The sequence below is a fragment of the Scytonema sp. PCC 10023 genome (assembly GCF_963920835.1).
Classification (GTDB): domain Bacteria; phylum Cyanobacteriota; class Cyanobacteriia; order Cyanobacteriales; family Nostocaceae; genus Kalymmatonema.
Window position 1 is genome coordinate 30,615 of record NZ_CAWUDP010000069.1, and the last position, 25,581, is coordinate 56,195.

29 protein-coding genes are annotated in these 25,581 nt (G+C 44.2%); 11 read left to right on the forward strand and 18 right to left on the reverse strand.

Annotated elements, in window-relative coordinates; all coding sequences use genetic code 11:
* Positions 1-455 precede the first annotated feature (455 nt).
* Positions 456-851, forward strand: coding sequence for a CU044_2847 family protein (locus ACM0OZ_RS32760; protein WP_414587010.1), 396 nt, complete (start codon positions 456-458; stop codon positions 849-851).
* 1,779 nt (positions 852-2,630) lie between these two features.
* Here ACM0OZ_RS32760 and ACM0OZ_RS32765 read toward each other — a convergent pair.
* The 5 genes from ACM0OZ_RS32765 to ACM0OZ_RS32785 form a co-directional block, all read right to left on the reverse strand.
* Positions 2,631-5,987: a CHAT domain-containing protein gene (locus ACM0OZ_RS32765; protein ID WP_414587011.1), complete on the reverse strand. Its 3,357-nt coding sequence runs from the start codon at positions 5,985-5,987 to the stop codon at positions 2,631-2,633.
* Positions 5,988-6,889: 902 nt separating this feature from the next.
* On the reverse strand, positions 6,890-7,060 hold the full coding sequence (locus ACM0OZ_RS32770) for a hypothetical protein (RefSeq protein ID WP_414587012.1): 171 nt from the start codon (positions 7,058-7,060) through the stop codon (positions 6,890-6,892).
* 71 nt (positions 7,061-7,131) lie between these two features.
* Positions 7,132-7,293 (reverse strand): hypothetical protein, encoded by a 162-nt coding sequence (locus ACM0OZ_RS32775; protein WP_414587013.1) that lies wholly within the window; start codon positions 7,291-7,293, stop codon positions 7,132-7,134.
* Complete coding sequence (locus ACM0OZ_RS32780) at positions 7,280-7,444, reverse strand: hypothetical protein (RefSeq protein ID WP_414587014.1); 165 nt, start codon at positions 7,442-7,444, stop codon at positions 7,280-7,282. The genes ACM0OZ_RS32775 and ACM0OZ_RS32780 overlap by 14 nt, the downstream gene beginning before the upstream one ends.
* Positions 7,445-7,606 carry a hypothetical protein gene (locus ACM0OZ_RS32785; protein WP_414587015.1) on the reverse strand — a complete coding sequence of 54 codons (162 nt, stop codon included), beginning with the start codon at positions 7,604-7,606 and terminating at the stop codon, positions 7,445-7,447. It abuts the gene before it with no gap.
* Positions 7,607-7,946: 340 nt separating this feature from the next.
* Between ACM0OZ_RS32785 and ACM0OZ_RS32790 the strand changes: the two genes are divergently transcribed.
* The 3 genes from ACM0OZ_RS32790 (at position 7,947) to ACM0OZ_RS32800 (ending at position 10,933) form a co-directional block, all read left to right on the forward strand.
* Positions 7,947-9,476 carry a DEAD/DEAH box helicase gene (locus tag ACM0OZ_RS32790; protein WP_414587017.1) on the forward strand — a complete coding sequence of 510 codons (1,530 nt, stop codon included), beginning with the start codon at positions 7,947-7,949 and terminating at the stop codon, positions 9,474-9,476.
* Positions 9,477-10,009: 533 nt separating this feature from the next.
* On the forward strand, positions 10,010-10,630 hold the full coding sequence (gene parA, locus ACM0OZ_RS32795; protein WP_414587018.1) for a ParA family partition ATPase: 621 nt from the start codon (positions 10,010-10,012) through the stop codon (positions 10,628-10,630).
* Positions 10,631-10,660: 30 nt separating this feature from the next.
* Positions 10,661-10,933 (forward strand): ribbon-helix-helix domain-containing protein, encoded by a 273-nt coding sequence (locus ACM0OZ_RS32800; RefSeq protein WP_414587019.1) that lies wholly within the window; start codon positions 10,661-10,663, stop codon positions 10,931-10,933.
* Positions 10,934-11,073: 140 nt separating this feature from the next.
* Here the strand turns inward: ACM0OZ_RS32800 and ACM0OZ_RS32805 are convergent, their stop codons facing one another.
* From ACM0OZ_RS32805 to ACM0OZ_RS32815, 3 genes are all read right to left on the reverse strand, one after another.
* Positions 11,074-11,775: a PspA/IM30 family protein gene (locus ACM0OZ_RS32805; RefSeq protein WP_414587020.1), complete on the reverse strand. Its 702-nt coding sequence runs from the start codon at positions 11,773-11,775 to the stop codon at positions 11,074-11,076.
* Between the two features lie 273 nt (positions 11,776-12,048).
* The gene (locus tag ACM0OZ_RS32810; RefSeq protein ID WP_414587021.1) at positions 12,049-12,633 is read right to left on the reverse strand and encodes a hypothetical protein; all 585 of its coding nucleotides are present in this window, start codon (positions 12,631-12,633) and stop codon (positions 12,049-12,051) included.
* A 148-nt stretch (positions 12,634-12,781) separates the two neighbouring features.
* A complete protein-coding gene (locus tag ACM0OZ_RS32815; protein WP_414587022.1) occupies positions 12,782-13,513 on the reverse strand; it encodes a hypothetical protein in 732 nt (243 codons plus the stop codon).
* A gap of 9 nt (positions 13,514-13,522) precedes the next feature.
* Here ACM0OZ_RS32815 and ACM0OZ_RS32820 point away from each other — a divergent pair, with 9 nt between their 5' ends.
* Positions 13,523-13,774, forward strand: a complete 252-nt coding sequence (locus tag ACM0OZ_RS32820; protein WP_414587024.1) for a hypothetical protein — start codon at positions 13,523-13,525, stop codon at positions 13,772-13,774.
* Between the two features lie 4 nt (positions 13,775-13,778).
* Here the strand turns inward: ACM0OZ_RS32820 and ACM0OZ_RS32825 are convergent, their stop codons facing one another.
* The 10 genes from ACM0OZ_RS32825 to ACM0OZ_RS32870 form a co-directional block, all read right to left on the reverse strand.
* Complete coding sequence (locus ACM0OZ_RS32825; protein ID WP_414587044.1) at positions 13,779-14,117, reverse strand: KilA-N domain-containing protein; 339 nt, start codon at positions 14,115-14,117, stop codon at positions 13,779-13,781.
* Positions 14,118-14,121: 4 nt separating this feature from the next.
* Positions 14,122-15,162, reverse strand: coding sequence for a hypothetical protein (locus tag ACM0OZ_RS32830; RefSeq protein ID WP_414587025.1), 1,041 nt, complete (start codon positions 15,160-15,162; stop codon positions 14,122-14,124).
* Positions 15,163-15,226: 64 nt separating this feature from the next.
* Positions 15,227-16,954: a DEAD/DEAH box helicase gene (locus tag ACM0OZ_RS32835; protein ID WP_414587026.1), complete on the reverse strand. Its 1,728-nt coding sequence runs from the start codon at positions 16,952-16,954 to the stop codon at positions 15,227-15,229.
* Between the two features lie 67 nt (positions 16,955-17,021).
* Positions 17,022-20,963 carry a hypothetical protein gene (locus ACM0OZ_RS32840; RefSeq protein ID WP_414587027.1) on the reverse strand — a complete coding sequence of 1,314 codons (3,942 nt, stop codon included), beginning with the start codon at positions 20,961-20,963 and terminating at the stop codon, positions 17,022-17,024.
* A complete protein-coding gene (locus ACM0OZ_RS32845) occupies positions 20,963-21,157 on the reverse strand; it encodes a hypothetical protein (RefSeq protein WP_414587028.1) in 195 nt (64 codons plus the stop codon). The genes ACM0OZ_RS32840 and ACM0OZ_RS32845 overlap by 1 nt, the downstream gene beginning before the upstream one ends.
* 156 nt (positions 21,158-21,313) lie before the next feature.
* Complete coding sequence (locus ACM0OZ_RS32850; protein WP_414587029.1) at positions 21,314-21,478, reverse strand: hypothetical protein; 165 nt, start codon at positions 21,476-21,478, stop codon at positions 21,314-21,316.
* Between the two features lie 19 nt (positions 21,479-21,497).
* Positions 21,498-21,662 carry a ribbon-helix-helix protein, CopG family gene (locus tag ACM0OZ_RS32855; RefSeq protein ID WP_414587030.1) on the reverse strand — a complete coding sequence of 55 codons (165 nt, stop codon included), beginning with the start codon at positions 21,660-21,662 and terminating at the stop codon, positions 21,498-21,500.
* 296 nt (positions 21,663-21,958) lie between these two features.
* Complete coding sequence (locus ACM0OZ_RS32860; RefSeq protein ID WP_414587031.1) at positions 21,959-22,252, reverse strand: fertility inhibition FinO-like protein; 294 nt, start codon at positions 22,250-22,252, stop codon at positions 21,959-21,961.
* A gap of 2 nt (positions 22,253-22,254) precedes the next feature.
* The gene (locus ACM0OZ_RS32865) at positions 22,255-22,485 is read right to left on the reverse strand and encodes a hypothetical protein (protein ID WP_414587032.1); all 231 of its coding nucleotides are present in this window, start codon (positions 22,483-22,485) and stop codon (positions 22,255-22,257) included.
* A gap of 100 nt (positions 22,486-22,585) precedes the next feature.
* Entirely contained in the window at positions 22,586-22,774 is a 189-nt protein-coding gene (locus ACM0OZ_RS32870; protein WP_414587033.1) for a copy number control protein, read from the reverse strand.
* Positions 22,775-23,025: 251 nt separating this feature from the next.
* Between ACM0OZ_RS32870 and ACM0OZ_RS32875 the strand changes: the two genes are divergently transcribed.
* The 6 genes from ACM0OZ_RS32875 (at position 23,026) to ACM0OZ_RS32900 (ending at position 25,578) form a co-directional block, all read left to right on the forward strand.
* Positions 23,026-23,154 (forward strand): hypothetical protein, encoded by a 129-nt coding sequence (locus ACM0OZ_RS32875; protein ID WP_414587034.1) that lies wholly within the window; start codon positions 23,026-23,028, stop codon positions 23,152-23,154.
* The gene (locus ACM0OZ_RS32880; protein ID WP_414587035.1) at positions 23,148-23,657 is read left to right on the forward strand and encodes a hypothetical protein; all 510 of its coding nucleotides are present in this window, start codon (positions 23,148-23,150) and stop codon (positions 23,655-23,657) included. The genes ACM0OZ_RS32875 and ACM0OZ_RS32880 overlap by 7 nt, the downstream gene beginning before the upstream one ends.
* Positions 23,654-23,959 carry a helix-turn-helix domain-containing protein gene (locus ACM0OZ_RS32885; RefSeq protein ID WP_414587036.1) on the forward strand — a complete coding sequence of 102 codons (306 nt, stop codon included), beginning with the start codon at positions 23,654-23,656 and terminating at the stop codon, positions 23,957-23,959. The genes ACM0OZ_RS32880 and ACM0OZ_RS32885 overlap by 4 nt, the downstream gene beginning before the upstream one ends.
* A 136-nt stretch (positions 23,960-24,095) precedes the next feature.
* Entirely contained in the window at positions 24,096-24,296 is a 201-nt protein-coding gene (locus ACM0OZ_RS32890) for a hypothetical protein (RefSeq protein ID WP_414587038.1), read from the forward strand.
* A 47-nt stretch (positions 24,297-24,343) separates the two neighbouring features.
* Positions 24,344-24,964, forward strand: coding sequence for a hypothetical protein (locus tag ACM0OZ_RS32895; RefSeq protein ID WP_414587040.1), 621 nt, complete (start codon positions 24,344-24,346; stop codon positions 24,962-24,964).
* A gap of 227 nt (positions 24,965-25,191) precedes the next feature.
* Complete coding sequence (locus ACM0OZ_RS32900; RefSeq protein ID WP_414587041.1) at positions 25,192-25,578, forward strand: HNH endonuclease; 387 nt, start codon at positions 25,192-25,194, stop codon at positions 25,576-25,578.
* The last annotated feature ends 3 nt before the right edge of the window (positions 25,579-25,581 follow it).

Sequence of the window (25,581 nt, forward strand, 5' to 3'; positions counted from 1 at the left end):
ATCTGAGTTATTTTCTAACTTATAAAAAATTTTAATAAAATTAAATATAAAATTTTGTAGTAATCTAGGACCACCCCTTTCAAAGTGACTAAAAAATCTAGAAAATTATGCCCAATTTTCGACTTTTAACCTTCGCGCTCTTCGTGCCTTCGCGGTTAAAAAAGATTTTTTATATCACGAAAACGCGAAGAACACGAAGAAAATGCAAATCTTCGACTTGCACCTTGAAAGGGGTGGTTTTAGTCACAAGGCTCTGCTTTGTAATGCTCTTTTGGGAGGCAAAGCTTCCCGTCATCCTCTTAAGCGGAGCCTCGTTGATCGCATTCTATAGCAGAACCTGGGAATGAGGCAGTGCAAGGAAAACATTTTTCCCAAACTTGCTATGTACATAATGGTCAATTTGTAAAATGCGTAAGTTTTATAATCAATCCAATATTTTTAAGTAATTTCATTTTATGACTCAACTAACGCCAATCAGGATAGATGATGGTACTGTTATTTACATTGAATCCACCAACAATGTAACTGCACCACTAGTTAGTGAAGTTTCCGCAGAGGAAGAAGAAGCCCTGACTGATAAGGGATGGGATGCTGATGCTGCACGAAAGCAAGTAGCGCAAAATTTTCAGGCAATTGAAGGGACGATTCGAGCTTACACCATCTATTCATTAAATGCTTTTAAGAAAATTGCGATCACCAACCTCAATAAAGTCACCCTAGAGTTTGGTATAAAAATTGGTGGGGAAGCAGGCATTCCTTATGTGACAAAAGGTACGGCTGAAAGTAACCTTAAAATTACGGTAGAGTGTACATTCGCTAACCAAGTTGAAGTGGAAAAGGCAACTAAGTAGAGTCCAAAGACAATTGTGAGTATGGGTGATAGCGTATTACCCATACTTCGCATTGAGATTGCGCGGCATTGGTTTTACGCCTGACAGAAACAGCACACTTATTGAGCTTTAGCTAAAAGGCTTCCCTTGAAAGACTTTCAGCCAAGTGCTACAAAATCCCCGTTTTGGCAGGGTGCCCCTTTTTGGATTACCAATAAATAACCGAAAGCTGGGAAAACGATGAATATCTGGCATACTGGCAGTAACGCAACCCCTTATGGCGTCGAGTTTCACCGTATGTCTGCCCTGGATACCTTCTGGGATGCCCAATCATCAAAAGTTGGTAAAAGGGCTAATGTTAGGGTAGCTGCTATGAAGTGCCAACTTCCCCGAAAGTATTGTTGTAGATAACCCAAGTTGCGGGTTATCTGAGTTCGAGCGTTTCGCACTCTGAAATTGATGCGATCGCATCAATCAGACGGACTCCCTTGTTGAGCATCGCGAATGCCAATTTAGCGCTTGCGCTGAGTCCCGAAGGGGACACGCTGCGCGAACGCGCAAGCGTCACTTAGAGTTAGTTCCAATAAAGAGTTTTAACTGAAGTAAAAGTATTAAATCTAACTTATTAGAAAAATGCATGTGGTCGAGTAAAAGCAAAAATAAATGCTTCTACCTTCAGTAGAAACCCATCATAAGTGACCGCATGAATCGATTTGGGGAAAACACAAGTGATAGAACTAAACACAGTTTCTTTTGTTTTGTCGAGTACATTGTTTAATGTATTGATTCCATGCCTCATCTTTGCGTTTAGAGTTCTTCTTCCGCATCACTTTTAAAGCAATTTGACTTGTTTGTTGAAGGTCATCCTCCGTAGTATAATCAGTGTACGCAGAATCAGTATACACTTCACTCCCAGGCGGCAAATTTAATGGTAAAGCATGAGGGCGCACGTACATCAGAAGCACTACCAGGCATGAATACAAACTCACGCTCGTATACCATTTTTAGTCGTTAATAACTGAACTCGAACCCCGTAGAAATAGCGTTTTTTTGATGCTATGTAACCCCTGTAATCCTCTGATTTGACTAATTTCACATTGAAGATACGGATATTATCGCAGATTGGCACAGGTGCAGGAGTCTAAAAGATATTCCGTACAATCACTAATTTCCTTTAGTATCATTCCCATTTGATGAAACAAATCGTTCATCAGCATTGATATACCGTGCAATCGTCGATTAAAGCGTGACTTTTCCAACATACTTGGAATGAAATTATAGTCTTTCATATAGTTACAAGCAATACTCATGATTACCGTTAAAGAACATGGCAGCGATAATTACCGTTGTAATGATTTCTGCATTCACTAGCGCTCTCGACGACAATCTTCATGATGCCCAATCGCTTTCAGCAAATCGTCAATGATAGCATAGACAGCAATTGTTTCATTTAACATAATTCCCCTCCGTTTTTCTTCCTGGAGGGGATTTTATTATCTTTGCGCTCGCCTGAATCAATAACTAGCAACTTGGGTTAGATAGATTTGAGTCCTTTGAATTTCAGATCTGCTCTTAGAGTCAAAAAGTTCCGGTTTGTATTAGAGTCGGAACCTTGCGTCTAAAGAAGCTTAAGCTTCAGAGTAAAAAATCTGTTCCATTACCACAACTCGTGCGAAGTGCCGATTCTAAAAGTTGATTCGGAACTTTATTTGGGAAGTTGGCACTTGGTGACACCGACCCTAACACTACCCCTAAAACGGAAAAAAGTAAGCCTGTTGTCTCCAGGCGCAAGTCTCCGGATCAACGTAAATATGCAGAGGTATTGTCACAAAGACTCTTATCATTGGTATTTACATCAGTGCTATTTTTTTGTTCTTGCAATAGACGAATACAAGCCCGGTTAAACCAATGGTCAAGATTATTCAACTCTTCATTATTACCCCATAGCCTTACAGTTTTATCAAAACCTGTTGAAGCAATAGTTTTCTGATCTGGGCTAAAACTAACATCAGTAACGATACCATTATGTCCTTTAAGGATACTGACCAACTTTCCATCACTTTGTCGCCACAGTCTAACAGTTCCGTCAGCGCTAGCGGAGGCAATAGTATTACCATCAGAGCTAAAACTAACACCAAGAACCCTATTTTCATGACCTATAAGGGTTCTTGAATTGCCATCAAGCTTCCATAGTTTTACAGTTTTGTCAGCACTTGCAGAGGCAATAGTATTACCATCAGGGCTAAAACTGACACGAATAACTGAATCACTATGTCCACTGAAAGCAGCAATCGACTTGTTATATGGTTGCCACAACTTTACATCCTTACCACTAGCAAGGGCAATCATCTTACCGTCAGGACTAAAACTTACGTGATAAACTTCATTCGTATCTTTATAAGTAGCAATCAAACTCCCGTCAAGTCGCCGTAAGTACACACTCTTACCGCTAGCAGAGACTACGTGAGCATTGCGATTCATACTAACACCAGCAACTTCATTATCGTGCTTGATAGTTCTTATTAACTTAGCAATAGAGCGGCTCAATTGCCAAATTTTTACAGTTTTGTCAGAACTGGCAGAAGCTAGTATCTGACTGTTTTTTGGGTCAAAGCTAACACCAATAACCCAATCTTTATGATCGGTGAGGGTAGTTATTAAGCTGCCATCACGCCGCCAAAGTTTTCCAGTGTTATCCCTACCTGAAGAAGCTATTATATGATTGTTGGAACTGAAATCGACATCAATAACTTCCTTGTTATGCTTTTGATTTTGTCCCGTCTCGTTGTAACTTAAAACTATTTGTCGTAAGTTGGCTACAGTCTGAATTTTACTATCTTGCTCCGTTAAACCCAACTGTTCGGCTTTTTTTAATTGTCCTGCTGCTTTTAAACTTTTGATTAAAGCTGCTAATTGGAGGGAACGAGCATTTTTGCGATTTAAAGCAAAAGCATCTGCAGCTTCTCTATTTGCATATGCCGCTCCTTGATTTAGCGTTTGAAGTTGAGCATTTGCGTATAGTTTGTTGGCTTCTTTCCATTGAGTAAAAGCAAAAATAGCTATTCCACTTACCAAGATTGTTGCCAGCATAGCAACTCTGGTCGTCATTTGAGCAGCTTTACGTCTTCTTTCTGACGCCTCTGCTAATTTTTGTGCGGTTTCTAATTCCAGTTGTCTTCGTTCTTCCTCTTCCTTGTGCAAGCGATCGCTCAAATCAATCCCCTGTTGGATAAAGTCTTGCTCGGTTTGGGTTAAGTCATTTCGTCGTTGTTGCAGCCATTCTCGAGCCACAGCTAGTGGCGCACCTCGCAACAAAGCCCCTGGATCTTCTTTTGTCTGATTCCATTGGTGTATTGCTGCTCTAAGTTGCTCTTGCCAAGCACGAAACTGACGGTTGTCCTTCATCCATGTCTTTAAAGTTTCCCATTCTCGAATCAGCGCTTCATGGACAACTTCTACTGTTTCCTCACAAGATTGCTCGTTACGTCCCGTTACAACCAAACGAGCTTCGTATCCTGCTAAATAACTAACTAATCCCCAATTGTTTTCCCCAACTTCTGCACGAGTAGCAATTCGCCTGGTATCCTCCGTTCCTTCCCCCGGACGTACCAATTGCAGAAAAATATATTGTGCTTGCTTTTGCTGTTCTTCATTAAGTTTATGATTGTATATGTGTTCGGCATGATTCGCTAATGCCTTTTTGACTCCTCCAATCTCATCGTATGCGGAGTGAGTCAGCATACGGTTTTGCTGCAATGACCACAATCGCGTCAGAGCAAATTCCAGTAATGGTAAATTACCAGGCTCTTGACCGACATCATCTAGAATGCGTTGAGTGAGTTTTGCTTCTAGTTGCACTTCTGATTTTTGTGCTGGTTGCTCGATTGCTGTTTGTAATTCCTCCCGACTCATAGAACTTAGCAACTGAGGTGCAAACTGCTGTAAGACATCTGAGAACGGACGGTACGACAAGACGTGACCGTAAAAATCAGCCCGCAAAGTGAAAACCAGCGTAAAATTTTTGGTGGTGTTTGGCTCTGCTACAGCCGCTTTGGTAATCGCTTCTAACAACACATTAGCAAAGTGTTCCTGTTCGTGTTTATTCTGGCAAAGGGTATAGAGTTCTTCAAACTGGTCTGCTATTAATAAAAAATGTTTGTCAAAATTACGTTCTGTAATGCGAGAGATGACTTGCTCTAACGCGACCCTACCCTGTTGTATATCGCTTGCCAATCCAGCAGCTTCTCTGAGTTGCCCGGTTACACCAAGTTCTGGTTCTAATAAACGCACCAAAGCAGAGGCTAGCTGGTAAAATGGCTGATTGCCGGGACGAAAAGTTTCAATTAACCAACTTCCTTGTTCTCGTAATTTGGGAACGAGTCCGGCAAATATCACAGAAGATTTACCACTTCCACTAGGACCGATAACTGCTACTAAAGGTTGTTTGTGAACTGCCTCAAATAATCCATTAACAAAAGTCTCCCGTCCAAAAAAGAAGGGTGCATCTTCTTCTCCAAAAGCAGCCAATCCCTGGTAAGGGTTGGGAGGAATTACTTTTGTAAGGAACGCTGGCGGGACACTCAGTAAATCCTTCTTTAGTAGAACCGGAGTCTGCTCCTCCATGTAATTCTTCATTTGAGAGCAACCCAGCTTGTAGGCAGGTTCTACCTCGTATCCAGATGCGATCGCATCATAAAATGCTACAGCGAATGCTTGAGCTGCTTTATCTCCAACAGCCGTATTCATACCAATTACATAATTTACGTATTGGCGAATTGCTTGTGCTTGCTCATCTGAGTAACAAGCATTAAGCACGACGCACTCTACTCCCTTGGGGGCAAATATCTCAAACTGACTGGCGAGGACATCTGCGCTCACCAGTGCGGGCTGCCCCACTTCATCTTCTAAAACAATACCATCTTCCCCCGCACCGTGCCCGCTAAAATGAACGATTTGAGGCTGATGATCGAGTATTGCCCTGTAAAAGTCCCGTTGGCGTACTGCCCACTTCTGCTCTAGCTTAAATTGCTCTCGTTTATTAGCTCGTCTTAATCCCTCATCTATCTCCCGGACTTCCTCATCCAGTCTGAGTCGTGAAGTACTGCTGGGATTTGCTGCCAGAATCAGAATTGTTTGAACACGTGTATCGTTACTCATATAGGACTCCGATTTGATTTTTGAAAAGATACTGAGACTGAAAAGCCCGTTTTAACAACGCTTTATCTGAAATCCTGTTCAGAAATCAGACAGGATTCCTATAGCACCCTAAGAAGTTCGATGAATTGCGTGTTGACAACGAAAACAGAGTATTAAGTTACGATTTGGTTATCTCAAGAAAAGATTTTTATATTTTTTTATAAGGGAAACCAAAGTTAACTTATGCAGTCATCTACTTACTTATCGAGCTTGTCACAATAACGACATAGTATGTAACACAATGGTGGCGTTAAAAATCAATAGTTATAGGTTGCAAACTTTCACTTTTGAGCCACAACGTGGAATGGGTGGCTGAAAGTATTCATTTTTGTGTGAGTACACATTTGGCAAAATGGCATTTCAAAAATTTGAATGACCATTAAAGTGATGCAATACCATTCTGCGAGAACAGAGCTTTGCACATAGACTGTGCTAAAAGTAACCCCCAGCAATACACTGGGGGTTTTGTTTTTGAGGCGCACTCCCCTACGGCTTAATCTTCCGCTTTAAAAGCGTACTTCTGCGTGGCGTGGTACCTTCTACAAAGGAATAGCGGGACTTAAACATTTTTGAGGCATGAAAAAGCCTCGAACCCTTACAGAGCAAGGAAAATACATCAAAGGCTCAAAAATGCTTGAAACCCAGATAGATCAAGAAACTAGGCAAACCGATGTCAAAGCCTCTCTGTATATACATTTGAGTGTTTTTTCTGGTAACTTTTTGTCTAAGTCCCAATAGTCGCATCTGGAGCAATACCACTGCTGCCTACCTTTACGTGTACCATTGCGGCAAGCCAAAGTACTACAGGTTGAGCATCGTTGATTGGTCATTCGTTTTGTTTTTCCAGTTCCTTAATAAATAGGTCAATTGCCTTCGCGGCTGCGGATTGTCCCCCAAGTTTCAATTTGTTGAGGACAAGCGATCGCACTCTTCGCAGTGCCAGAATGCGATCGCACTTTCTGATAATTTGGATGTACTAGTTTTGGTTTAGGTTGCCTAGCGCGGGCTTCTAAATTAGTTAACTGTTGACGCAACTCGTCATTTTCTCTTTGCAGTCTGCTAACTTCAATTATTAGTTGGTCATGCCCAGTAGATTCTGCCTTATCTACCGGGCTTGTAATTTTCCCGGAAATTCCTCAATATAAAGTTGCTGTTGCATAACCACATCAATAAACACCAAGTCTTTTAGGTTTACTGAGCCAATTGTTGTCCAATACTCTGCTCTTAGTTTTTGTACCCGTTCTGTGTATTTTTCAGTTGTGTGCAATGTTTTTTTTGCGCGTCAGATTCAACTTTTGGATAATTCTGCCCATTGTGGAGCGGCTAACTTTGATACCTGTTTGCTCCTCTAATCGGGAGCACAACTCCACCAAAATTGCATCATTATCTTCTTGCACCAAAGCCACTATCAATGCCATCTATTCATTGTTGAGTTTAGCCGTATTAGCCCCACCGTGTGCCTTCGGCTCAACTGTCCCGCTAATTCGATATCGCTTCACTAGCTTCTGGATAAACGTTAAACTCACACGCTCATCTTTCTCCCAGATTTCTTTGAGAACCTTCTTGATTTTTATACGCATCAATCACTTTTTTGCGAAGGTCAGTGGAGTATGCTTTCATCCCATGATGTACTTGAAGATTGACTTTCACTATTTTCCCACATCTTGTATTTCACTCAAACGAGAACCGCTATATAGTTACTTGTTAAAGTTATATAAAAGACGATTTTTAGTTGACTATTGACGTTGGCTATACAGTTAATTACATTAGTTAGATAAGTTTATAACTACCATGAAATCCTTTGAAAACTTCCAAGGGCATCGACAAATATGCAAAGTGCAGCATAGGGAAAAAGCAAAACTAAATATATGTTTGAAATCATCCTAACTATCTATATCAACGTTTACAAGATGAACGATAATGGAATATCAACTTAGAAATTACCAGCAAGACTTAATCAACAAAGTGTTTGCGGCATGGGCAGAAGGTAGCCGCCGTGTCATGGCGCAGTTAAGCACAGGAGGCGGCAAGACGATTATCTTTGCACATATCGCCCGTAGCTTCTTGGAACAAGGAGAAGGTGCGCTAGTGGTGGCACACAGACAAGAGTTAATAATTCAAGCCAAGGAGAAGCTGGAGGCGATCGCTTCTTTAGAGTGTGGTGTGATCAAAGCTGGCTATCCTACTGAGTATCACAAAGACATTCAAGTTGCCAGCATTCAATCGCTCAACCGTCGAAAAAATCGTCCAAATATCGGTTTACTAATACTTGACGAGAGCCACCACGCCAGTAGTAAATCTTACGCTGACCTCATAGAATACTACCCAGATGCTTACATCTTGGGGGTAACTGCCACACCATGTCGCACTGATGGTCAGGGTTTCAAGTGGCTTTTTGACAAGCTTGTAACGGGCATTTCTACCAGAGAATTGATTGACTTGGGGCATCTGTGCAAGTTCCGCTTGTACGGAGCTAAAGCCATTTCAACCGGAGGAATAAGCAAGACAGGTGGTGATTTTAACCAGGCACAGCTAGAAGATCGAGCAATGGCGCTCATTGGCGATGTTGTACCCGTGTGGGAGAAATACGCCAAAGGCAAGCAAACTATCGTGTTCGCGGTATCTGTGGCGCACTCAAAAGAGATGGTCAAACTATTTTGTAGAGATGGGTACAAGGCAGAACATATTGATGGAACGACTCCGGACAGCGATCGCTCCTGCATCATCGAGCGCTTTAAAAACCGGGAGACAACCGTCTTGAGCAACGTAGGCGTGTTTACAGAAGGTTTTGACGTTCCAGGTATAGAGGCTGTGCAATGTGTGCGTCCCACTATGTCTCTTAGCCTGTGGTTGCAGATGGTCGGGCGTGGGTTGCGTCCGGCAGACGGTAAAGACCATTGCATCATCATTGATCACAGTGATAATTGGCACTCTCATGGGTTGCCAGATGAGTCGAGAGAATGGAGTCTTGACCCTGTGTCGTTACGCCCGACGAGATATACACAACAATGTCCTAATTGCAGTCATGTCTTCACACCGCTGTCTCACGAGCAAGCAAAGCCCATCAAGAAGTTTCTAGATGCCAAGGGAGCAATTCGTACCGTGCATCTGTCCACCTGCCCCAGCTGTCGGTTTAATTTTGAGTGGGAGCAGGGTCAAGGTGGTGAAGGGGGCGATCGCATTGCCAAACGTGACCACGGTGAAATCATTGCCATAGACCTCGATTGCACACAGGAGGGACTAGACGCCATCTACGCAGCTGTAGAGATACAAGAATCTACTGGTAAGAAAGCAGGGTGGGTATACTTCCACATTCTTAAGCAAGAGATAGCACCACATCTGAGTCTGGGTGATTGGCGGTATCTTGCCAAGCACTTAGGATACAAGGAAAGCTGGGCATATAAAGCACTGCAAGAAGCAAAAGCGGTGCACTTGAGCTTGCCTGTATAAGCGCCGAACTCCGAACATTAGCTAAAGCGCCAGTCTCCCTAGTGATGCCAACGCCTGACTCTACCTTGGCTATTCGCTCCGAATGGTTAGCCAGAACACTCTTAACCGCACCAGGGCTAACCTCACCCAAGTACTGTTCCAAAGCCTCACGGACACATCCGCTTCTTTTTTTCCAGTAGCAGATGCTATTTGCTTAATCTGCTCACATCATTCCTGAGGAACCCGACACCGGACCATAGGCGACTGTGACATCGCTGCTCACCCTGCTATCAACTGCACATCAAAGATAGCTGTCATCGGTGATATCAGCGATATCATAAGCAGGCAGGAATTATCAATATCGGCTGAAATGGCGCTTTTGCGTGGAGGGTCAAAAAGTGATTGATAAGTTGAGGATTGGGTTCACGAAAGAATGAGGAGCGTGGGAAGATTAACTGTCGGGTTTGTATCCTATAATTCCGACAGCTTAAGCTGATATTATCTACACGTATACACCTTAACGTGTATACACTCTAATATGTATTTTTCTCAACATGAAGACAGTTGCTATTGTCTCAAGAAAAGGAGGCGCTGGGAAAACGACCCTAGCTGTACACTTAGCCGTTGCTGCCTCTATTAAGGGTAAAGAGGTCGCTATTATCGACCTCGACCCACAAGCAAGCGCCGCAGGTTGGGGTGACAGTCGCACGACTGAAACTCCCGCCGTCGTCTCAGCACAAGCTGCCAGACTTCCAAAAGTGCTAGAAACTGCTGCCAACGCTGGTGCGGACCTAGCCATTATTGATACAGCACCGCATTCAGAGACAGCCGCCCTAGCTGCTATCCGTGCTGCTGACCTGATTTTGATTCCCTGTCGTCCAGCAATTCTCGACCTACGCGCTATTAGTGACACGATTGATTTAGTTAACTTGGCGAAGAAAACAGCAACGGTTGTTTTAAACGCTGTTCCTCCTCGCGGGTCTTTGGCTGATGAAGCAGTTGAGGCGATCGCCTCTTATGGCGTAACAGTTGCTCCGATAAAAGTGGGACAACGCGCTGCTTTCGTTCATTCATTAACTACAGGATTGACTGCACAGGAGTACGAACCAGAAGGGAAAGCGGCTGAAGAAATCCAACAACTTTACAAGTGGATGTGTAAACAACTTAAAATGTAGACATATAAACTTGTATACACATCAACAACTATGGCTAAAAAAACGAATCTAGCAGCGGCTTTGCAAGAAGTATCAGGCAAGCCAACAGCACCCGAACCAAAGCCACAACAGGTGCAGCAGGTCGAGACGCCAAAGCCACCACCTAGCAGGCAGGGGAAGAAGGCGATCGCAGGTCATTTTGACCCAGCAGTGTCACGACAGCTAAGACAACTAGCGCTGGAGCAAGATACAACTGTTCAAGGTCTGTTGGCTGAGGCTTTGAATGATTTGTTTGAGAAGTACGGCAAGAAGCCGATAGCTTAATCTTAGGGTTTGGCTGCGTCAGTGAGGAGGGAACTTCTTGGCTTAGGCATCCAAGTAGTCGCTGCTGCAAAATTTATACTAGAATGTCCAGAAAATACGGGAAAATCGAATGATTAAGACCAATGTGAAAGTTCTGTTCTCTAGAGAAAATTTTGCTGGAGTAGCCGACATTCTGAAATCTGCGTTTTCAAACTCTTAGCTATTTGTTGATAAGCATTCCAACGATGTAAAGCGCCTACTGCCAAGTCTTGGCGACCTTGTTCTAATACTTGTTTAGCGATTTTATGCCATACCTGCGCTTCATTTTCAGCGTGTTTGCACTGCGATTCTAAACGCTCTTTAGTTTGCTGGATACTAAGTTTTACCCTGTCAAGGGTTTCCATGTTTGAATTGTCAATCTCATTGCTATCCAATAGCCTTGACAAACCGTAGACACTTAATCCTATTACAGACCCCGCAGCTATCACATGACCCGCATAAATGCCAACTGCTGTACCGCAAGCCGCTAGCCCCATATTACCGACTGTTGCATGAACCGCTGCACCTGCTATTGCACCGAAAGTGCCTGCACCCACTGCCATAGGATCTTGATTATCTAGCCCCTTTTTGACTCCATAAGCAGCAGCCCCAACAACCGACCCCGCAGTTATCAAATGAGGCGCATAAATTCCAACTGCTGTACCGCAAGCCGCTAGCCCCATATTGCCAACCGTAGCAGAAATTCCTGCACCCGCTACACCTCCGACTGCAAGAAACATTGCTCCTTCTGTCCGGTTGAAATTGCCGGAGATGTCATTCAAGTTTGCTTTAATGACTCGGTTAATGCGATCGCCCAATCCCATAGTTTTTCGTAATCTACCTCACCTGAGGTTTTATCGCGTGTCTATTGCTTGCTTCATGTTCATATCTGATGCTTACGCAAAGCGTATGCCACTTTGTTATCTGGACTACAGCAACCTTAGTGCTATTACCGTGCAATTAGCCGCAGAAACTCAGGTACAACCGTGTGCCGTTGCAGTTGTGTGCAAATGTCGCGTCACATATGAATTGTTGTTCAGATATTCATAGTTAGGATGAAATCATCTTAACTATAAAAATTGGTTGTTTTCTGTCTATTATGACTGCAACGCTGTATAAGACCAAGTGGCATCAGATCCAAACTTAAGAAGCATCTGATTGGGAGTAATCAGTTCCCAGTACGCTAAATCAGACCTTTCCAAGTCTGGCATCAGAGTGAGGCGATATTTCAGAGAAAAAGTGAGTGAGGACTGGTGTTCAAAAGTTAGTTCGGGCTGAGGGTCAAAAGTGAATGAGAGATCAAAGGTAGAATATGGGAAATCTAAACCTATTAGATAGGTTCCTTCCAACACACGAATTTTCTCGTTAATGTTCGCTGCGTTTTCCTGTGACGTTGTTATCGTTTGATGACCAAATGCGATGAGACCTAGCGCATCCTCCTCCTCGTAAAGAGACATTGCTTGATTCATAGATTCCAGCTTCCAAGAAGTTGTTTGTGCGCTAAATATCCATTCCTCTTGTTCATTCGGTTCAGGCTCAATTGAACTTGAAACTCTGGTTCCAAGGTAAAGGCGGAGTTGATTACCATCAGTCAAGATCCTTTGGCAACAGGATTTACCCGTCATACCTTTAATGATTTCTCCAAGTGGTAGCAAGTCTTTATGTTGAGTAATTTGCGGCAAAGAAGAGCGTTTTCCTTAAAGTAACTTTCTTTTATCACTATTTTAGCCGAGAATCACAATGACCAATTTACCCACCTGATTCTTGCTGCGAAGGCGATTGGCAACGCCTGTGCCTTCGCAGCGATCGCTCTTAAAATTCTCCTGAAATTCACCCAAGTGCGATCGCCTGCAAGTTACCTTTTGACAACTGGTGAATCCAGTAGAGGTTCGCTATTTCAGTCGGGATACCAACAATCGGCTTTTGGGCGTTTTCGACAGCAAATGTCGCGGATTCAAATGGCTTACCCAGCGAAGCTTTCAACCCTTTTGAAGCCAAAAATTCGCGGATAGACCTTTCGGGTTTGCCAACAGCTTCACCTGCATTGGTCTGACTCAGCAAATACCTCCCGCGCTTCTTTTCAAACCCCGGTAATCCAAACACTTCTACCCCAACACCAAGGGGAATAACGCGACGAGGTAACGGGTGGCTCTTTGAGTATTCGGCGTCTCGCTTATACTGCTCCCAATCTATATTAATACTTATCTTCGCTCCATTAAGCAAGGGAGCTTCTGCCTTGGGTTTGATAATAGGGATGACTTTCGAGTCCGAAGCCTGTTCTAATTCGTCCAGCTCGTAGTAAATGTAGGGGATAAACCCACCATACTCTGCAAAGAAGGCGATCGCATCTTTCGCCGCTGGCTTGCGGAACTTGTTCGCTTCACCCCCAAAATAAGCTAGTAAATCGTCGATGACTTCTGCTTGCAAATACCTTTCATCAGTCTTAATGCCATCATTGGTCCTTGGTCCTTGGTCATCAACCAGGCGTGGGGTTTTAGAAACCGCATATTTACTAATGCTTGTCGGAATACGACGGTATAAAATTTTTTCAAAGAAAAACATTGATAAACCATGAAAAAACTTACCATGTATGTGTTTTTCGTTGCTTTCATCGGTTTAAGTTCTTGCCAAGAACCATTAACTGATACAAGCAAAAAATATCCAGATCAAAAAACAGCGTATCGCTACCCGCAAGTAGGTAAATGCGTGTGTCCGTACGATAGGTTACAAAACGGACAGCTTTGTGAAAATGAATCAGAATACGCCCAGAACTTAGAAAAAGAATCTGATAGACCGCTATGCTACCTTTCTGATTTAGAGTAGCTGGCTATCTGTGCATCGCCCCAGATGGTAAGGTCATCCCCAAAAACATCGGTTGAAACTTTGATTGCAACCACAGGTTTAAAAAAAAGTGTTGTTGGTGAAGAATAAATCGGGCGATTGCCCAAAGGGCAGTGCCAAAGGCAATCGCACGATTCACCCAGATGCGTCCGGGGACAGATACCCACGCTCCAAGATCTATCGCAATCTCTGGATGAACCCAAGTTGATTGCTCATCTCCAAACCCGTCTATTTCAAGGATTAGAGACGATATTGGAATCCCAATATCGGTTTCTAAGCCTTGCCAGTACTCAGTTATAGACTTTAGCTTATAATCACTCCACAGTTTCCTATTCGCCTTTTTGACCGAACGACCCCATGGACACCGCTTGCTGTCGCACTTTTAATCGGTCTAGGGCGTTGTACAAAGTGCGATTTATATGTTTCTCATAGCGAGTCAGTAGCTCAATTTGCGGTGGAATGGCTTGCGATCGCCGAATCAATTCTTCATACTCGGCGATCGCTTGCGCGTGTTCTCCTTCAGCTTGCTGTATTTCCTGGTCGATTTGCTTTAGCTCTGTGAGCCTTGTTTCGCACATCTCCTTCATTCTTGAGATACCAGAGCCAAGAGCTGACCAGTGTAGTTGGTTTTTATTTTTGGGGTACTGTCCTGAAGCGCAGTTTTGCTTGGCAACGAGTAACAACCCCTTGAAATAAAGAACTTCTCCGTAAAAAGACCGCTTTTCTTGTTCACGCTTCTCAAAATCAAGGCTTGCTTTGATGTATTCGTTTACAGTGGGGTAGTATAGGGGGTTGACAGAAATTTTTTTATATGGGTGGTTGCTTAGAAAATTGTTTACTGTTTTTTCTGTTGATTCTAACCACTCGTGCCAATCTGTTAAGAAATAGCTTTTTTTTACATTTTTGGCTATCTCATAGTAACTTTCTAGCTCAGAGAGCAACGGTAGTGTGAGATTTCGCTCAAGCACTCGATTCTCGGGATGAAATATTGTCCTACTGCTTTGATTTTCATCGCTGTCACCTTCGTAATAAAAATACTTTGCTAGTGTCGGTGGTTTTTTTGGAGGCTCTGGTGTTAGAGCACTCTGGGCTAGCGCTGATTCCGTTGCCCACAGTCGATAAAGCCGCAACCGAGCCATCGCTACCTGTTCAACCAGCATGGTGTCAGTGGTGGTCTGCGGGTCAAATTCAATAATTAGATCCTGCACAAAGCGCTGAAAAATTAAGGCGTCGTCACCCACAGTCGGTGGGTGTATTGCCCTGAGCCCGTGTTTGGTAGCGTTCAATCTTGTGATCTGTTTCCCCTTTGGTGATTTGGGACCATTGCTTTTTGCGCCATTAAACTTGGAAATATGTGCAGGAGAGATCATAGTTGGTTTCTTTTGAGTTTCTAAAAATTTTAGAAATACGCTTACTTTAATACATCTATCAAGTCTAAACGCCTTTAATACTCATCACATTGCAAAAACTTCTTGCCTCCAGAAGACAGAAGTTGAGCAGTGCCGCCTCGTAAGCATCAGCGAAGGCGATCTTATTCTGGTAGGCTTGCTTAATTACGTCCCAGTTAGTAGTAGTCGCATCCATACCCAGTACCTTCCACCATTCAATTGGCTGTAAATTGTAGTACTTGTCGCATCCGAATTCACGGCGCAACATATCGGCAATCCATCCTTTGGGGGCATTAGGGCGATTCTCCTTCAAAAACTTCTTGTAGGTTTCTTGGTCAGCCTGCCGCTGCTTCTCATGTACTGATTTCCCTCGTCTAAAAATAGCATCGCGATACCAGTGCAGTGGCGGCATATAGTTGTATTTGCGCCAGAACAACCAGCTTACACGCCCAATATCACGATTCGCTTTGAAGGCTTTTTGTAGTTGCTGCCGCAGGTAACTACACTGTTTTTTTTGGTCGTCTGTTAAAATTTCGCCAAAAATGAAATTGCTCCCACCCTCTTGCTCTGGCTCCTCGCCTTGCGAAAACTCATAACCACATTCGGGACATACTTTTGCGAACTGAGGAACAGCAGCATGGCACTCCGGACACTCTTTTGTAGGGATAAACGGCTCCTGTTTATCCGAGGGGCAGAGGGGTGTGGGGTAAGCTTTGGTCGGGACGCCTAACCGTCTAAAGTTCTCGCAAAAATCGAGCAGTAATGCGTCTTGCTTACCAGGGTGCAGCCTCAAAGCACGTCCTGCCATCTGCACCATGAGCGCTCGGCTTTTGGTGGGTCGAGCAATGATGGCTGCGTCACAACTTGTCTCGTCGAATCCTTCACAGAGGCAAGAAACACTACTGATTAACTGTGTCTCACCACTTTTGAAACGATGGTAAATAGCGTTTCTGCTATCTTCAGAAGTTGACCCGACAACGACCTCACTAACGATACCTGCATCGTTGAATTGGGCGGCTAAATCATAAGCTTGCTGGACACCAGAACAGAAGGCTATAGTTTTACGTTCAGGACATAATTCCATAAAGCGTCGCACCACAAGAGCGTTAAATTCTGGATCACAAGCTTTTTGCATTGACGCTTGGGTGTAGTCGCCGTCTGCGCCAGTATCTAATTGTGAGAAGTCAATCAAACCGTTCCATCCGAAATGTCTAGCATAAGCCAGGTGACCCATTTTTATTAGATCTTCGGGGTGCGGAGCGCGAACGGTGGCTTGAAAGAACTGGCAGTATCCTTCTTTTTTCTTTGTACGCCAAGGGGTTGCCGACAAACCAATGAAGTAGCACGGCGACAGCGGCACAACTCCACCGCTGTAAGTTGTCATCACTTTTTGAATGATTTGGTAATATGCAGTGGTGTGTGTTTCGTCAATCACTACCAAGCCGATATCGGGTGGTAAGTCTCGATTTTGGATAGTTTGCACCATAGCTATCTGTACAGGTGCGTCGGGATTGGGAGGAACATCAGCCCAGATGACCCCGCACTCAATCCCGTATACGTTTTTTAAAGTGGCGGCGGTCTGGTCAATTAATTTGGTACGGTGAACCAAGAACAAAACACGTCGTCCTCTGGCTACAGCATCTGCGATCATCCTTGAAGCGATAACCGTTTTGCCGCTACCCGTAGGACTGTAGATCAGGATTGATTTTAATCCGGACCGGAAGAACTGATAAGTATCTCTGATTGCTTGGTGCTGATAATCGCGTAACTTCATGATTAAATCAAAAAATATGTATGGCGAAACTGCCCCTATCTCGCTAGGGGTAAATTTTTATGTGGTTTTATGCTGTGGCGATCGCCTGCGAAGCCACCTGCTCTTCTAGTAGTTTTCCAAGTTTCAAAAAATCTTCTTGAAGTTCAACAGGAAGAACCGCAACCATCTGCGTCAGCAGTAGCGCTCTGTCTTCCCATCGCAATAAAGCCAAGACGCGACGGAAGCTTTCCTCTCCTAGTGTTTGGGCTGTAGAAAGTACCTCTTTGATGCCTTCCTCTGGCGTTGACGCATTTTCCTCTAGTGTTAGCGGTAGGTAGGTCTTCGCTGCGAACAACTCATCCTCAGAGAGCGTTTCTCCGTCACTCACAGGGGTGTTAGTTCTCCTATATAGTGACTTTAATAGGAAAACTAACACCCTCTGAAAAGCGGCGAACCCCCCCACTACGTCCTTGGCTATTTGGGAAATCCGACTTCGGTTGCAACCTACTATTTGAGCGATCGCCCCAGTGGTCAACTTCTGTCCTGCGTCGGTCAACTGCTTGGATGCTTGTAAAATTGTCCAATAAGTTTGTTCGCCAACACTGCCTGCTTCAGGGGTAAGTTGGAAAGCACATCGGATTTCTAATTCAGAATCTGGGAAGTATTCGCCCAAGTAAGACAAATTTTCGTCAGTAACCACGTACCAGATCAGCTGCTCACCTTCTCGCCGAGAACTTCTTAGCCGCCAGCCGCACTGAGCAACTTCACTTTGTACCCGCTCCTGAACAAAAGCTGCAAATTGGGCATTGTCTTTACTTGGGTTACGATCGCCTGTTAGCGTGGTATACTCTAGCTGCAATTGTCCAATATTTGAGAATGGAGTCCCGAATGTCAACAATGCGGTCTTATTCTGGAACGCATTAGACCCACGGTTATCGTGGAACCAGTAGCCACTTTCTGCCTCCTCAGCTGTACTGCCAATGCAGGCAGCGTGGTCGATGACCCCTACATTCTCTTCACCGTGCTGCTCAAGAATTGCATTTGTAATAGCTTTTACTCGCTGCTTCATGCTTTCGCTACGGTCACGACCAAGCAGCCCCATGCCCGTAACTTGGACAATTTTTAGATTCGCGTGACTAGAGCGCTTTTGACGGATGACCACAATCTCACTTGGATCAACGTCCAAAGCCTGTGCTAATGATTCGCGTGTTAATGTGCCGTCAAGAATCAGTGTAAAATCTGCTTGCTTAAGTTGATTGCGGTGGCGGTCGTCGCGAGTGAAGATAGTTAAGTCTTTGTATGCAATCCGGAAGCTCCCTTGCTTCTCGCCAAGCAAAATTTCTAGTAACGGAACTATGCAGTTGCTGGGCATATTGGCTAGAGCTTCTCTGTTCTCCTTATTCACTTCCCGCTGCATCAGCTTACGGGTAGCTTTCAGTATAGGAGCGCAGCCCTTGCGGTCTTCAGTAGACATCCCATCTAAAGTTACAGAATCCGATTCCTTTAACAATGCCGCTAATTTTGGGTTGAATGCCCGGATAACAGCCAGGTGTTGCTCTAACCCTGTTAAATCACCCAATAAGCCACGTACAGCCGCCTCATTCCATCCGTAGCGTGTTTCTGAGGTGATATCATGTTCCCCGTTTAAGATGGAGCGTAAAGCGAATATAACTGGTTCTAATGCAGCGATCGCACCAGGTAATAACTCGGTGTTCTTCTTAACTGCGTCTATCTCTTCTGAAATCTGGAGAACGTTTTGTATTAACTCGCCAGCTTCAGCATCCAACCGCGCGATCTCACTTTCCAATTGTTGCACCAATTCGGTGTTATTGTTAGCGGTGAGTCGTCCCAAGTCTAAATGCTGTTGTGTGGTGATAGCTTCGAGTTGTGTCTCAAGTTTCTCACTTTGCGCCAGTTTGATGTCGATTTGTGCTTGAAGGTGTTTTTGCTGGTCTGTCAGCTGCTTTATCCTGGTTTCAGCTTGATGTACTTGCGATTTGAAGTACATCCAAGCGTTATCGAAATCCGATAAATTCGCTTGAGTTTCACTGTACCCACGAAATTGTGTAAACTCGTCTACAACGACAGCAACCCGATTTGGCTCCTGGTTCTCGTCTTCGGGATTGCCTTGCATTTTAGCGATATCGGGCAACGAATCCAAGTTGCAGCGGATTCTGTCGCTAGCCAGTGCGTTTCTGCGGTCTTGGCGGAAGGTATGCCGTGGCATCGTTGGCAGGTATGCCGCACCCGCGCAGTTTGATTTCCATTTGCACATCACGTTGCAGATGGAGTTGTGAGCAGCTTCTGCGGAAACTTCTTCTTTGTATCCCTTTTCCCCGAACGTCTGGAACTGATGAGCTTTTGAGCAATTGCCCTGTACATTGGGTTCTTCGCCTGGCTTCGCCCAACGTACATAGGGATTCCCCAATGGGGTTAATTGCGTGTCATCGCTGACCAGACCGTCGTGTCTAACTGGCAAATCCGTATAATTTTGCTCAATAGAAGCAACTGTGGGGTTACGGTGGCTTGGTGAGGTGTAAAATATTTTGTTAACTCCCAGCGCTTGCGGAGTGAGTTCACCTGCCAGATGGGATTTACCCGTGCCACCTTCAGAAGAATCCAAAACAATCAGCCGTTTGTTTTCAGATGCGGCTTGTTGTGCGAGCGCTTGAATTGTGGCAAGGTGATCGCTTTTAGTGAATTCAATAATTCCAGACCCAGGTTTATTTTGTGCAACTCGCTGTTGCACAAAGCCCTTAAAGGGTCGTGTACGATTTAAAAATTTCTTCAGCTTTTCCAATCGGTTGGTGAAGAAGGATTTAAAAGATTCCTCCTGCTGCAACTCGATGTGGCGATTGGGCTTTAGCCCACTGCCCTCCGGGCAATCGCAGTTCTCCTCCCACTGCTCCAACTCTTCTACACGTTTGGCGTAGAATTCAGCGAATTCATCTCGCTGTTGCACTGTTTGCCGTGCGCTTAACTTAAAGCCGTGCTGTCTTGCAATTGCCAAAAACTCATCAACGCTAATGTATCGAATGCCGTCAAGCGTTGGCAGTTCGTCAATGTCGCGTTGCTCTTTGGTAATTTGATTCCACCACCCAATCTTGACGGATAACCCCAGTGAGCGGTAAAACTCGTATTTGGCAACACGACGATGCATTACCTGATTGTTGCATACGTCGCCAGCGTCGGGGAAGTCGCGAATCTCAGTCACTCCCAGTGATGCGATCGCCTGCTTGAATTGCTCCGGCGATGCGGTAATATTTCCACCAGCTGCGCCAATACAAACTGCACCCAACTTTTGAGCAGTGATGTAAGGCTTGAGAATGCCCTCAGCCTCAGCCAACCATTGATGCTTCAGTTCAGATGGTCGAACTACAGTAATCGGTAATTCACCATTAGCCAAATGAGATGATACATTACCTTTAGCCCATCTGTACTTGTTATCTGTGGCATCATCTAGCCGCAGTTGCCATCCAATAACCTCACCATTAACGGACCAGGCAGGGCAAGCAAAGCCAGTACCAGCTACTGATAATTTGCCGTTTTTTGCACCTGGGTAGTTGGCAGGAATACCAAAGGGGAGATCATCACCAGGAGCTACAGAAAAGAAGTATCCAGCATCAATAGTAGCGTCATTCAGACCACGGTTTTGCAACTCCTGACGGTGCTTAGTGCTTAAACCTAGGTGCTTGTGTAACGTTCTGGTTGCCTGATCACGCTCAGAGAGCGATAATGCAGTTTTAGCCCGTGCTTCTTGCTCTGCCTTTTTAGTTGCTTCCCGTTGCCGTCTGCGTTCTGAGCGTTCCTCAAAAGAAATTTCCTGCTTATTACGGACAACGAATTTTCCCCAAAGCGAGTTTTTTGTCAGTCCTAAAAATTTAAATTCAGAAGGGGCGCTGTATGCATCCGTAATGTTCATGCAAAGCAGCAAGTCCCCAGCCTCTCGGCATTTACCTTTAATGTCACCACAAATTTGGCAAGGATTGTGGCGACGGGTGGGAATTGGTCGTGATGAGGTGGTATGCATTATGCTGCACCTCCATCGCTCTTGTTTTTGGCGATTGTCCAAGGGGCAGTAGCGGAGCCAATCGCCTTAAATGATGCTAAAAGCCTTTGATAATCCTTGTTTAGAGCCGGATTATAGAATATAATGGTGTTAGATATTTTCTTGACAGACTTCCTTCGAGTAGTACCGAGGGGAGTCTTGCTGTTTCGTGACATAATTGCTCCCAATAATATTTATTGGGTAGCCCGTTGCTTATTTACCTTTTTTGAAAAGCTTTGTTAATGTGAGAATAGTTATTTTAGAATTCTTGGTGGTTCTGGTTTCCGCAGGGGGAAAGGGAGAAACAAAGCTTTCCAACAGGATGCAAGGGACTACCGAGTTTTTTCTTTTTTCGCGATTTGAGCCGCCATCCGATCAATGGGGCGTAAAAATAATTCCTTGATAATTTCATTCCAAGGGATAGGAATAAGTACAATTACTTGTTCTGATGATGATTCTATAGAAATTGCTTGACCTAATTTTCTTGATATAGTCATAGTAAAAATTGCTAAAAAGTTAAATAACTAATAAAGAAAACTCACGTATGTAGCCAATTAAAGCGCGCACGACATCAGCACGGCTTCTGTTCTGCTCCGCAGCAATTTTGTCTAGGAACTCAGCATCGGATTTTGACATCCGAATTGGTACGTATTTATCAAAATATTCTTTTTTGTTGCCCATAGTTTTTTTACCTTGTGTTCGTTACATCATAAAACTCAATCAAAGGTTTGATCACGGCATTCGGAGTATCACCGAATGCGTGCATACATTTCAAGAAGTTGCTGAATTATCCCAAAGGGACAACATTTTCTTTTTGATCCTGCGACTCTGATCCGGAGATCTTGAAAATGCCAGTATTTCCAGATCCGCATAGAGCATTCAGGGGTGTATACTTCATTTGCGGCAATAATGATGCCAAAGCGGCGTTGCCAAAATTAAAAAATATCTGTTGTATTAACTGTGGATCGCCCTCCTAGTTACGTTGCAGCAGCTGCCTCTGCCTTGGGCTTGCGCTCAAAAACTTGGATGTTCGGCTCAAGTAGCACAAAGCCATTTTCTGTTGTATCGCCGATCTTCCCCGTAATGGCAGCTACCCACTGGGTGTAATCCGCCTGAGCGTCGGTAAGTTTCTTCCAGACTTTTGGTTTAACCGTGATGCGAATAATGCGTCCATCGCAGTCAATTTGGAATTGCTGCCACCCGTTTTCTACGGTCTTGCCTTGGGGTAGTTCGTTGATTTTTATTGTTACTTCTAACTTTCCTTGTGTCATTTTCATTCCCTCCCATTCGGTCTTTCTCGAAACAGATACTCAAGAATCTGCTCAATTCGCTGGCTATTTTGAGCAGTCGCAGATGTTAATGCGTCTATGCGGCTCGTAAGTTGCTCTAGCGCTCCCTCAATGCGGTTGAGGGCTTCATCATGAGCCAGCACCAATTCTGCTGTATCAGAAAGAATTGCTTCTAGTCGGTTGAGTCTGCTACTAGGTGGTTCTGCGTTGGTCATTTGTCCTCCTTGCGTTTAGTCGAGGGGTTTTTCTTTTTTGGATATGATGGCTCATCCAGCGGCAGTGACGGCAATGTAAGCGGGTCAACTTGAGCAATGTTCATGCAGCCCCCTTAGATGAGGAACTCCCACCGTGTTCAACATATTGCTGGACAAATTCAATAATCGCTTCATTCATATTTTTTCCGTTTAAGGCGCAAGTAGCTTTGAACTTGTCCCTTAGCTCTCTGCTAGGAAAAGTGACTTTCAACGTTGCGACTGGTTCATCTTTCTTTTCTGGTTTACTCACTGCGGTATTTAATGCCAATGCAATACTTATCCCAGATTACCCATTTTCAGCCCCAGTTGTAAAAAATGGGATACTTAGGATTAACGGATTATTTGCATTAAATATCCCATATGGGGTATCTTATTACCATAACCGCAAAAGTTCACCACTGCTAGTTCTGGCATTCCTCGCTAATGGGGAATATTTCTGCTGCCAACATTTCAGTAGTGGCTTAAAGAACGCATTTTCAAACCTTTCAGGAGAAAAATTGAATGATTGTAATACCGCCAGCAACTGCCAGTTCTGGCAACATTGAGCAGCTCACACCATTGGGGTTTGATGGAGGTAATAGATTCAGCAAACTCACTCATACAGACGGAGTGATTTGGAAAGTATGCTAAAACCTCTTTGTCACGAAACCAATGAACAATTAGGCTATCTACAAGCCTTGGATGATTTTAGTATTACTGAATTATTGGCAAAACTCAGTAATTATTGTCAAGAGCAAGAACAAGAAAGTTTAGCTGCATTGTTGATTTCCCAATTAACCGAGAGCATCGATGCTGAAGTGATTGCTAATTATCTAAGTGCGATTGCCGGAGGCACTGCGCAGAGCGCAATCAACCAAAAATTTTCTCCTGCGTCTGTTGATTTACCCGTCGATTTTCCTGATACAGCGAAGATACCTCGTTTTCTGTACGGTGACAAGCTGCGTTGGGTTGGTTCTGATAGCGACTGGGGAACTGTATACGGTAGATTTTACAGCTTTGCTCCCCAGCGTTGTTCCTGGACATGGTGCTATCTCATTTGGTTGAGCCAAGACAGCCCCAGTGCTGCTTGGACACTTGCAGATATCGCCTGGGAAGAGGATTTAGAACCACTGGAAATGGAGCCAGTGTTATGACCAAACCTCGTCCTTTGCAAACAAGAGAGCAAGACTTAATCGCTTTTTACAGCCACTGTCAACTAGGAATGACTCCCAAGAATTTTTATGCCAAATGGGACGTTAATCAAGAGGCTCTAGCCCAAATTTGCTCTCGTTCACTTTCTACTGTTCGGCGGTGGTTTTCAAAAGGTCGCCACTACCGCTCTCCCATGCCCTCTGATTTACGCCATCTTGCGCTTATGGACTTTCTGCTAGAACACTTCGATGACATTCCTCAAGAACTCTTGAAGCAACTCTGTTTCTTTGAGCGGGGTAAGTAGAAAGTCAAAAGTCAGCAAATTGCAATATCATTTTGACATTTTTTTGCTACCCACTTTCACAGTAAGGTGGTTTTTATCTAAAAAATGTTGATTCAAGACCAAATAACTAAACCACAAGCAATAGAAGGAGGAATTTGTGACCTACGTTGAGAAGCTAAATCCTTGGTGTGTGATTCGTCATTTCCCTAATATGCAGCACCAAATTATTACTCGTTTCCGCCGCCGCAATGATGCTCTAGCTCACTTGCAAACCCTGCGGCGACTCATGCCAAGTGTAACTTTAACAATGGTTTTCAATGCGGTAGTTTCGCCGCAAGACGAACTTGCTGAAAAGTAACCCAATAGACCAATGTGGAAGTCACCTGAACCGCCCGCTATCTGAATATGGCAAATATCCTCCAAGCAAAAATTACGGTTGTGGGAACCCGAACACTTGCCATTCACCATTTTGGAATCGACGCACTGCCGTTAGAGCCGAAGGAGAAAGATGGTGTTCCTGGTAACAATCCTTCTGAGTGGGAAAGGACAGCTTTAATGGACGAAGAGCGTCAGTTATTTCTGCTACCTACCTACTTTTTTGGTTGCATTAAATATGGGGGCAAAACTGTTAAGCGGGGGAAGGGGAACTTACTCGCAGACATTGCCAGCACCTTACAAGTTATGGATGACCAAATTTACATCTGCAATAAGAATGGACAAATTAAGTTGCCAAATCCTCCTCAAGTTATTGAGGCAGGAACCATCAAAACCGAGAAGCTACCTGATAGCTACGTCGAGGTGATTGGGGTGCGTAATCCGTCAACCAAGGCTAGGAATATCCGCTACCGTGTTGCTGTCAAGCCAGGGTGGTGCTGCAAGTTTACGATTCTTTGGGATTCTGTAGTTGTTGATAGGAAATCGTTAGAGACGGCTATTATCAATGCTGGAACCTTAGTCGGTGTAGGCGATGGAAGACAAAGCATTGGTTACGGAAGGTTTGAAGTAAAAGAGTTCAGTATTGTTTAACAGTTACCAGTTATCAGTTATCAGTTTCATCCGCGTATGTTTAAGTCCCCCACCAAGAGCGTGGAAAGCGTTGGTGGCGGGTTTAAATCCCTACCACCGCGCTGGCGTCACTGCGGCTGGTACTGTTCACTGTTTTAAATATTTGTTTCGTCAAGTCTCGTTAAGTCGAGTTCCGTCACCTTCCGTTTCGTTACCTCATGTTGTGTTAAGTCAAGTTTCGTCACGTCATGTCAACTGAGTTATTATATCTACAAATCAAGCAACGTCGTCAGCATCCCAACCTTCCGGTTTTTTGGTGGAAACGCCAGCCGCCAGAACAATGGCAACTCACCCGCGATCGCATTTACAAGCGCTCTAGCGGTATCTGTACTAGCCCAAGGGATGCACCTCCAAAAAAGAACGGGTTGTGCATGGGTGAAATTGAACTTAAAGTTGCTCATATAGATCATATAAAACCTTTGTCATCTGGTGGCAGCAACCATGCGTCAAATCTAAGAACTCTTTGCCCTGTGTGCCATGCTCTTAGGTTAGATAGGAAACATAATGGCATGAGAAGTAGGTTAGTCAGAAACCCCACGCCTAAAGGCGGGGGCTTGAAAAAAGCCTTAATCTGACCA

Bases quoted from the DNA above. Each gene is read 5' to 3' on its own strand.
- ACM0OZ_RS32765 (WP_414587011.1), bottom strand. From the start codon at position 5,987: ATGAGTAACGATACACGTGTTCAAACAATTCTGATTCTGGCAGCAAAT.
- ACM0OZ_RS32805 (WP_414587020.1), bottom strand. From the start codon at position 11,775: ATGGGATTGGGCGATCGCATTAACCGAGTCATTAAAGCAAACTTGAAT.
- ACM0OZ_RS32885 (WP_414587036.1), top strand. From the start codon at position 23,654: ATGACCAAACCTCGTCCTTTGCAAACAAGAGAGCAAGACTTAATCGCT.
- ACM0OZ_RS32800 (WP_414587019.1), top strand. From the start codon at position 10,661: ATGGCTAAAAAAACGAATCTAGCAGCGGCTTTGCAAGAAGTATCAGGC.
- ACM0OZ_RS32820 (WP_414587024.1), top strand. From the start codon at position 13,523: ATGAAAAAACTTACCATGTATGTGTTTTTCGTTGCTTTCATCGGTTTA.
- ACM0OZ_RS32830 (WP_414587025.1), bottom strand. From the start codon at position 15,162: ATGATCTCTCCTGCACATATTTCCAAGTTTAATGGCGCAAAAAGCAAT.
- ACM0OZ_RS32835 (WP_414587026.1), bottom strand. From the start codon at position 16,954: ATGAAGTTACGCGATTATCAGCACCAAGCAATCAGAGATACTTATCAG.
- ACM0OZ_RS32860 (WP_414587031.1), bottom strand. From the start codon at position 22,252: ATGACACAAGGAAAGTTAGAAGTAACAATAAAAATCAACGAACTACCC.
- ACM0OZ_RS32850 (WP_414587029.1), bottom strand. From the start codon at position 21,478: ATGACTATATCAAGAAAATTAGGTCAAGCAATTTCTATAGAATCATCA.
- ACM0OZ_RS32865 (WP_414587032.1), bottom strand. From the start codon at position 22,485: ATGACCAACGCAGAACCACCTAGTAGCAGACTCAACCGACTAGAAGCA.
- ACM0OZ_RS32760 (WP_414587010.1), top strand. From the start codon at position 456: ATGACTCAACTAACGCCAATCAGGATAGATGATGGTACTGTTATTTAC.
- ACM0OZ_RS32840 (WP_414587027.1), bottom strand. From the start codon at position 20,963: ATGCATACCACCTCATCACGACCAATTCCCACCCGTCGCCACAATCCT.
- ACM0OZ_RS32895 (WP_414587040.1), top strand. From the start codon at position 24,344: ATGGCAAATATCCTCCAAGCAAAAATTACGGTTGTGGGAACCCGAACA.
- ACM0OZ_RS32790 (WP_414587017.1), top strand. From the start codon at position 7,947: ATGGAATATCAACTTAGAAATTACCAGCAAGACTTAATCAACAAAGTG.
- ACM0OZ_RS32780 (WP_414587014.1), bottom strand. From the start codon at position 7,444: ATGGCATTGATAGTGGCTTTGGTGCAAGAAGATAATGATGCAATTTTG.
- ACM0OZ_RS32855 (WP_414587030.1), bottom strand. From the start codon at position 21,662: ATGGGCAACAAAAAAGAATATTTTGATAAATACGTACCAATTCGGATG.
- ACM0OZ_RS32875 (WP_414587034.1), top strand. From the start codon at position 23,026: ATGATTGTAATACCGCCAGCAACTGCCAGTTCTGGCAACATTGAGCAG.
- parA (WP_414587018.1), top strand. From the start codon at position 10,010: ATGAAGACAGTTGCTATTGTCTCAAGAAAAGGAGGCGCTGGGAAAACG.
- ACM0OZ_RS32815 (WP_414587022.1), bottom strand. From the start codon at position 13,513: ATGTTTTTCTTTGAAAAAATTTTATACCGTCGTATTCCGACAAGCATT.
- ACM0OZ_RS32785 (WP_414587015.1), bottom strand. From the start codon at position 7,606: ATGCGTATAAAAATCAAGAAGGTTCTCAAAGAAATCTGGGAGAAAGAT.
- ACM0OZ_RS32880 (WP_414587035.1), top strand. From the start codon at position 23,148: ATGCTAAAACCTCTTTGTCACGAAACCAATGAACAATTAGGCTATCTA.
- ACM0OZ_RS32845 (WP_414587028.1), bottom strand. From the start codon at position 21,157: ATGTCACGAAACAGCAAGACTCCCCTCGGTACTACTCGAAGGAAGTCT.
- ACM0OZ_RS32900 (WP_414587041.1), top strand. From the start codon at position 25,192: ATGTCAACTGAGTTATTATATCTACAAATCAAGCAACGTCGTCAGCAT.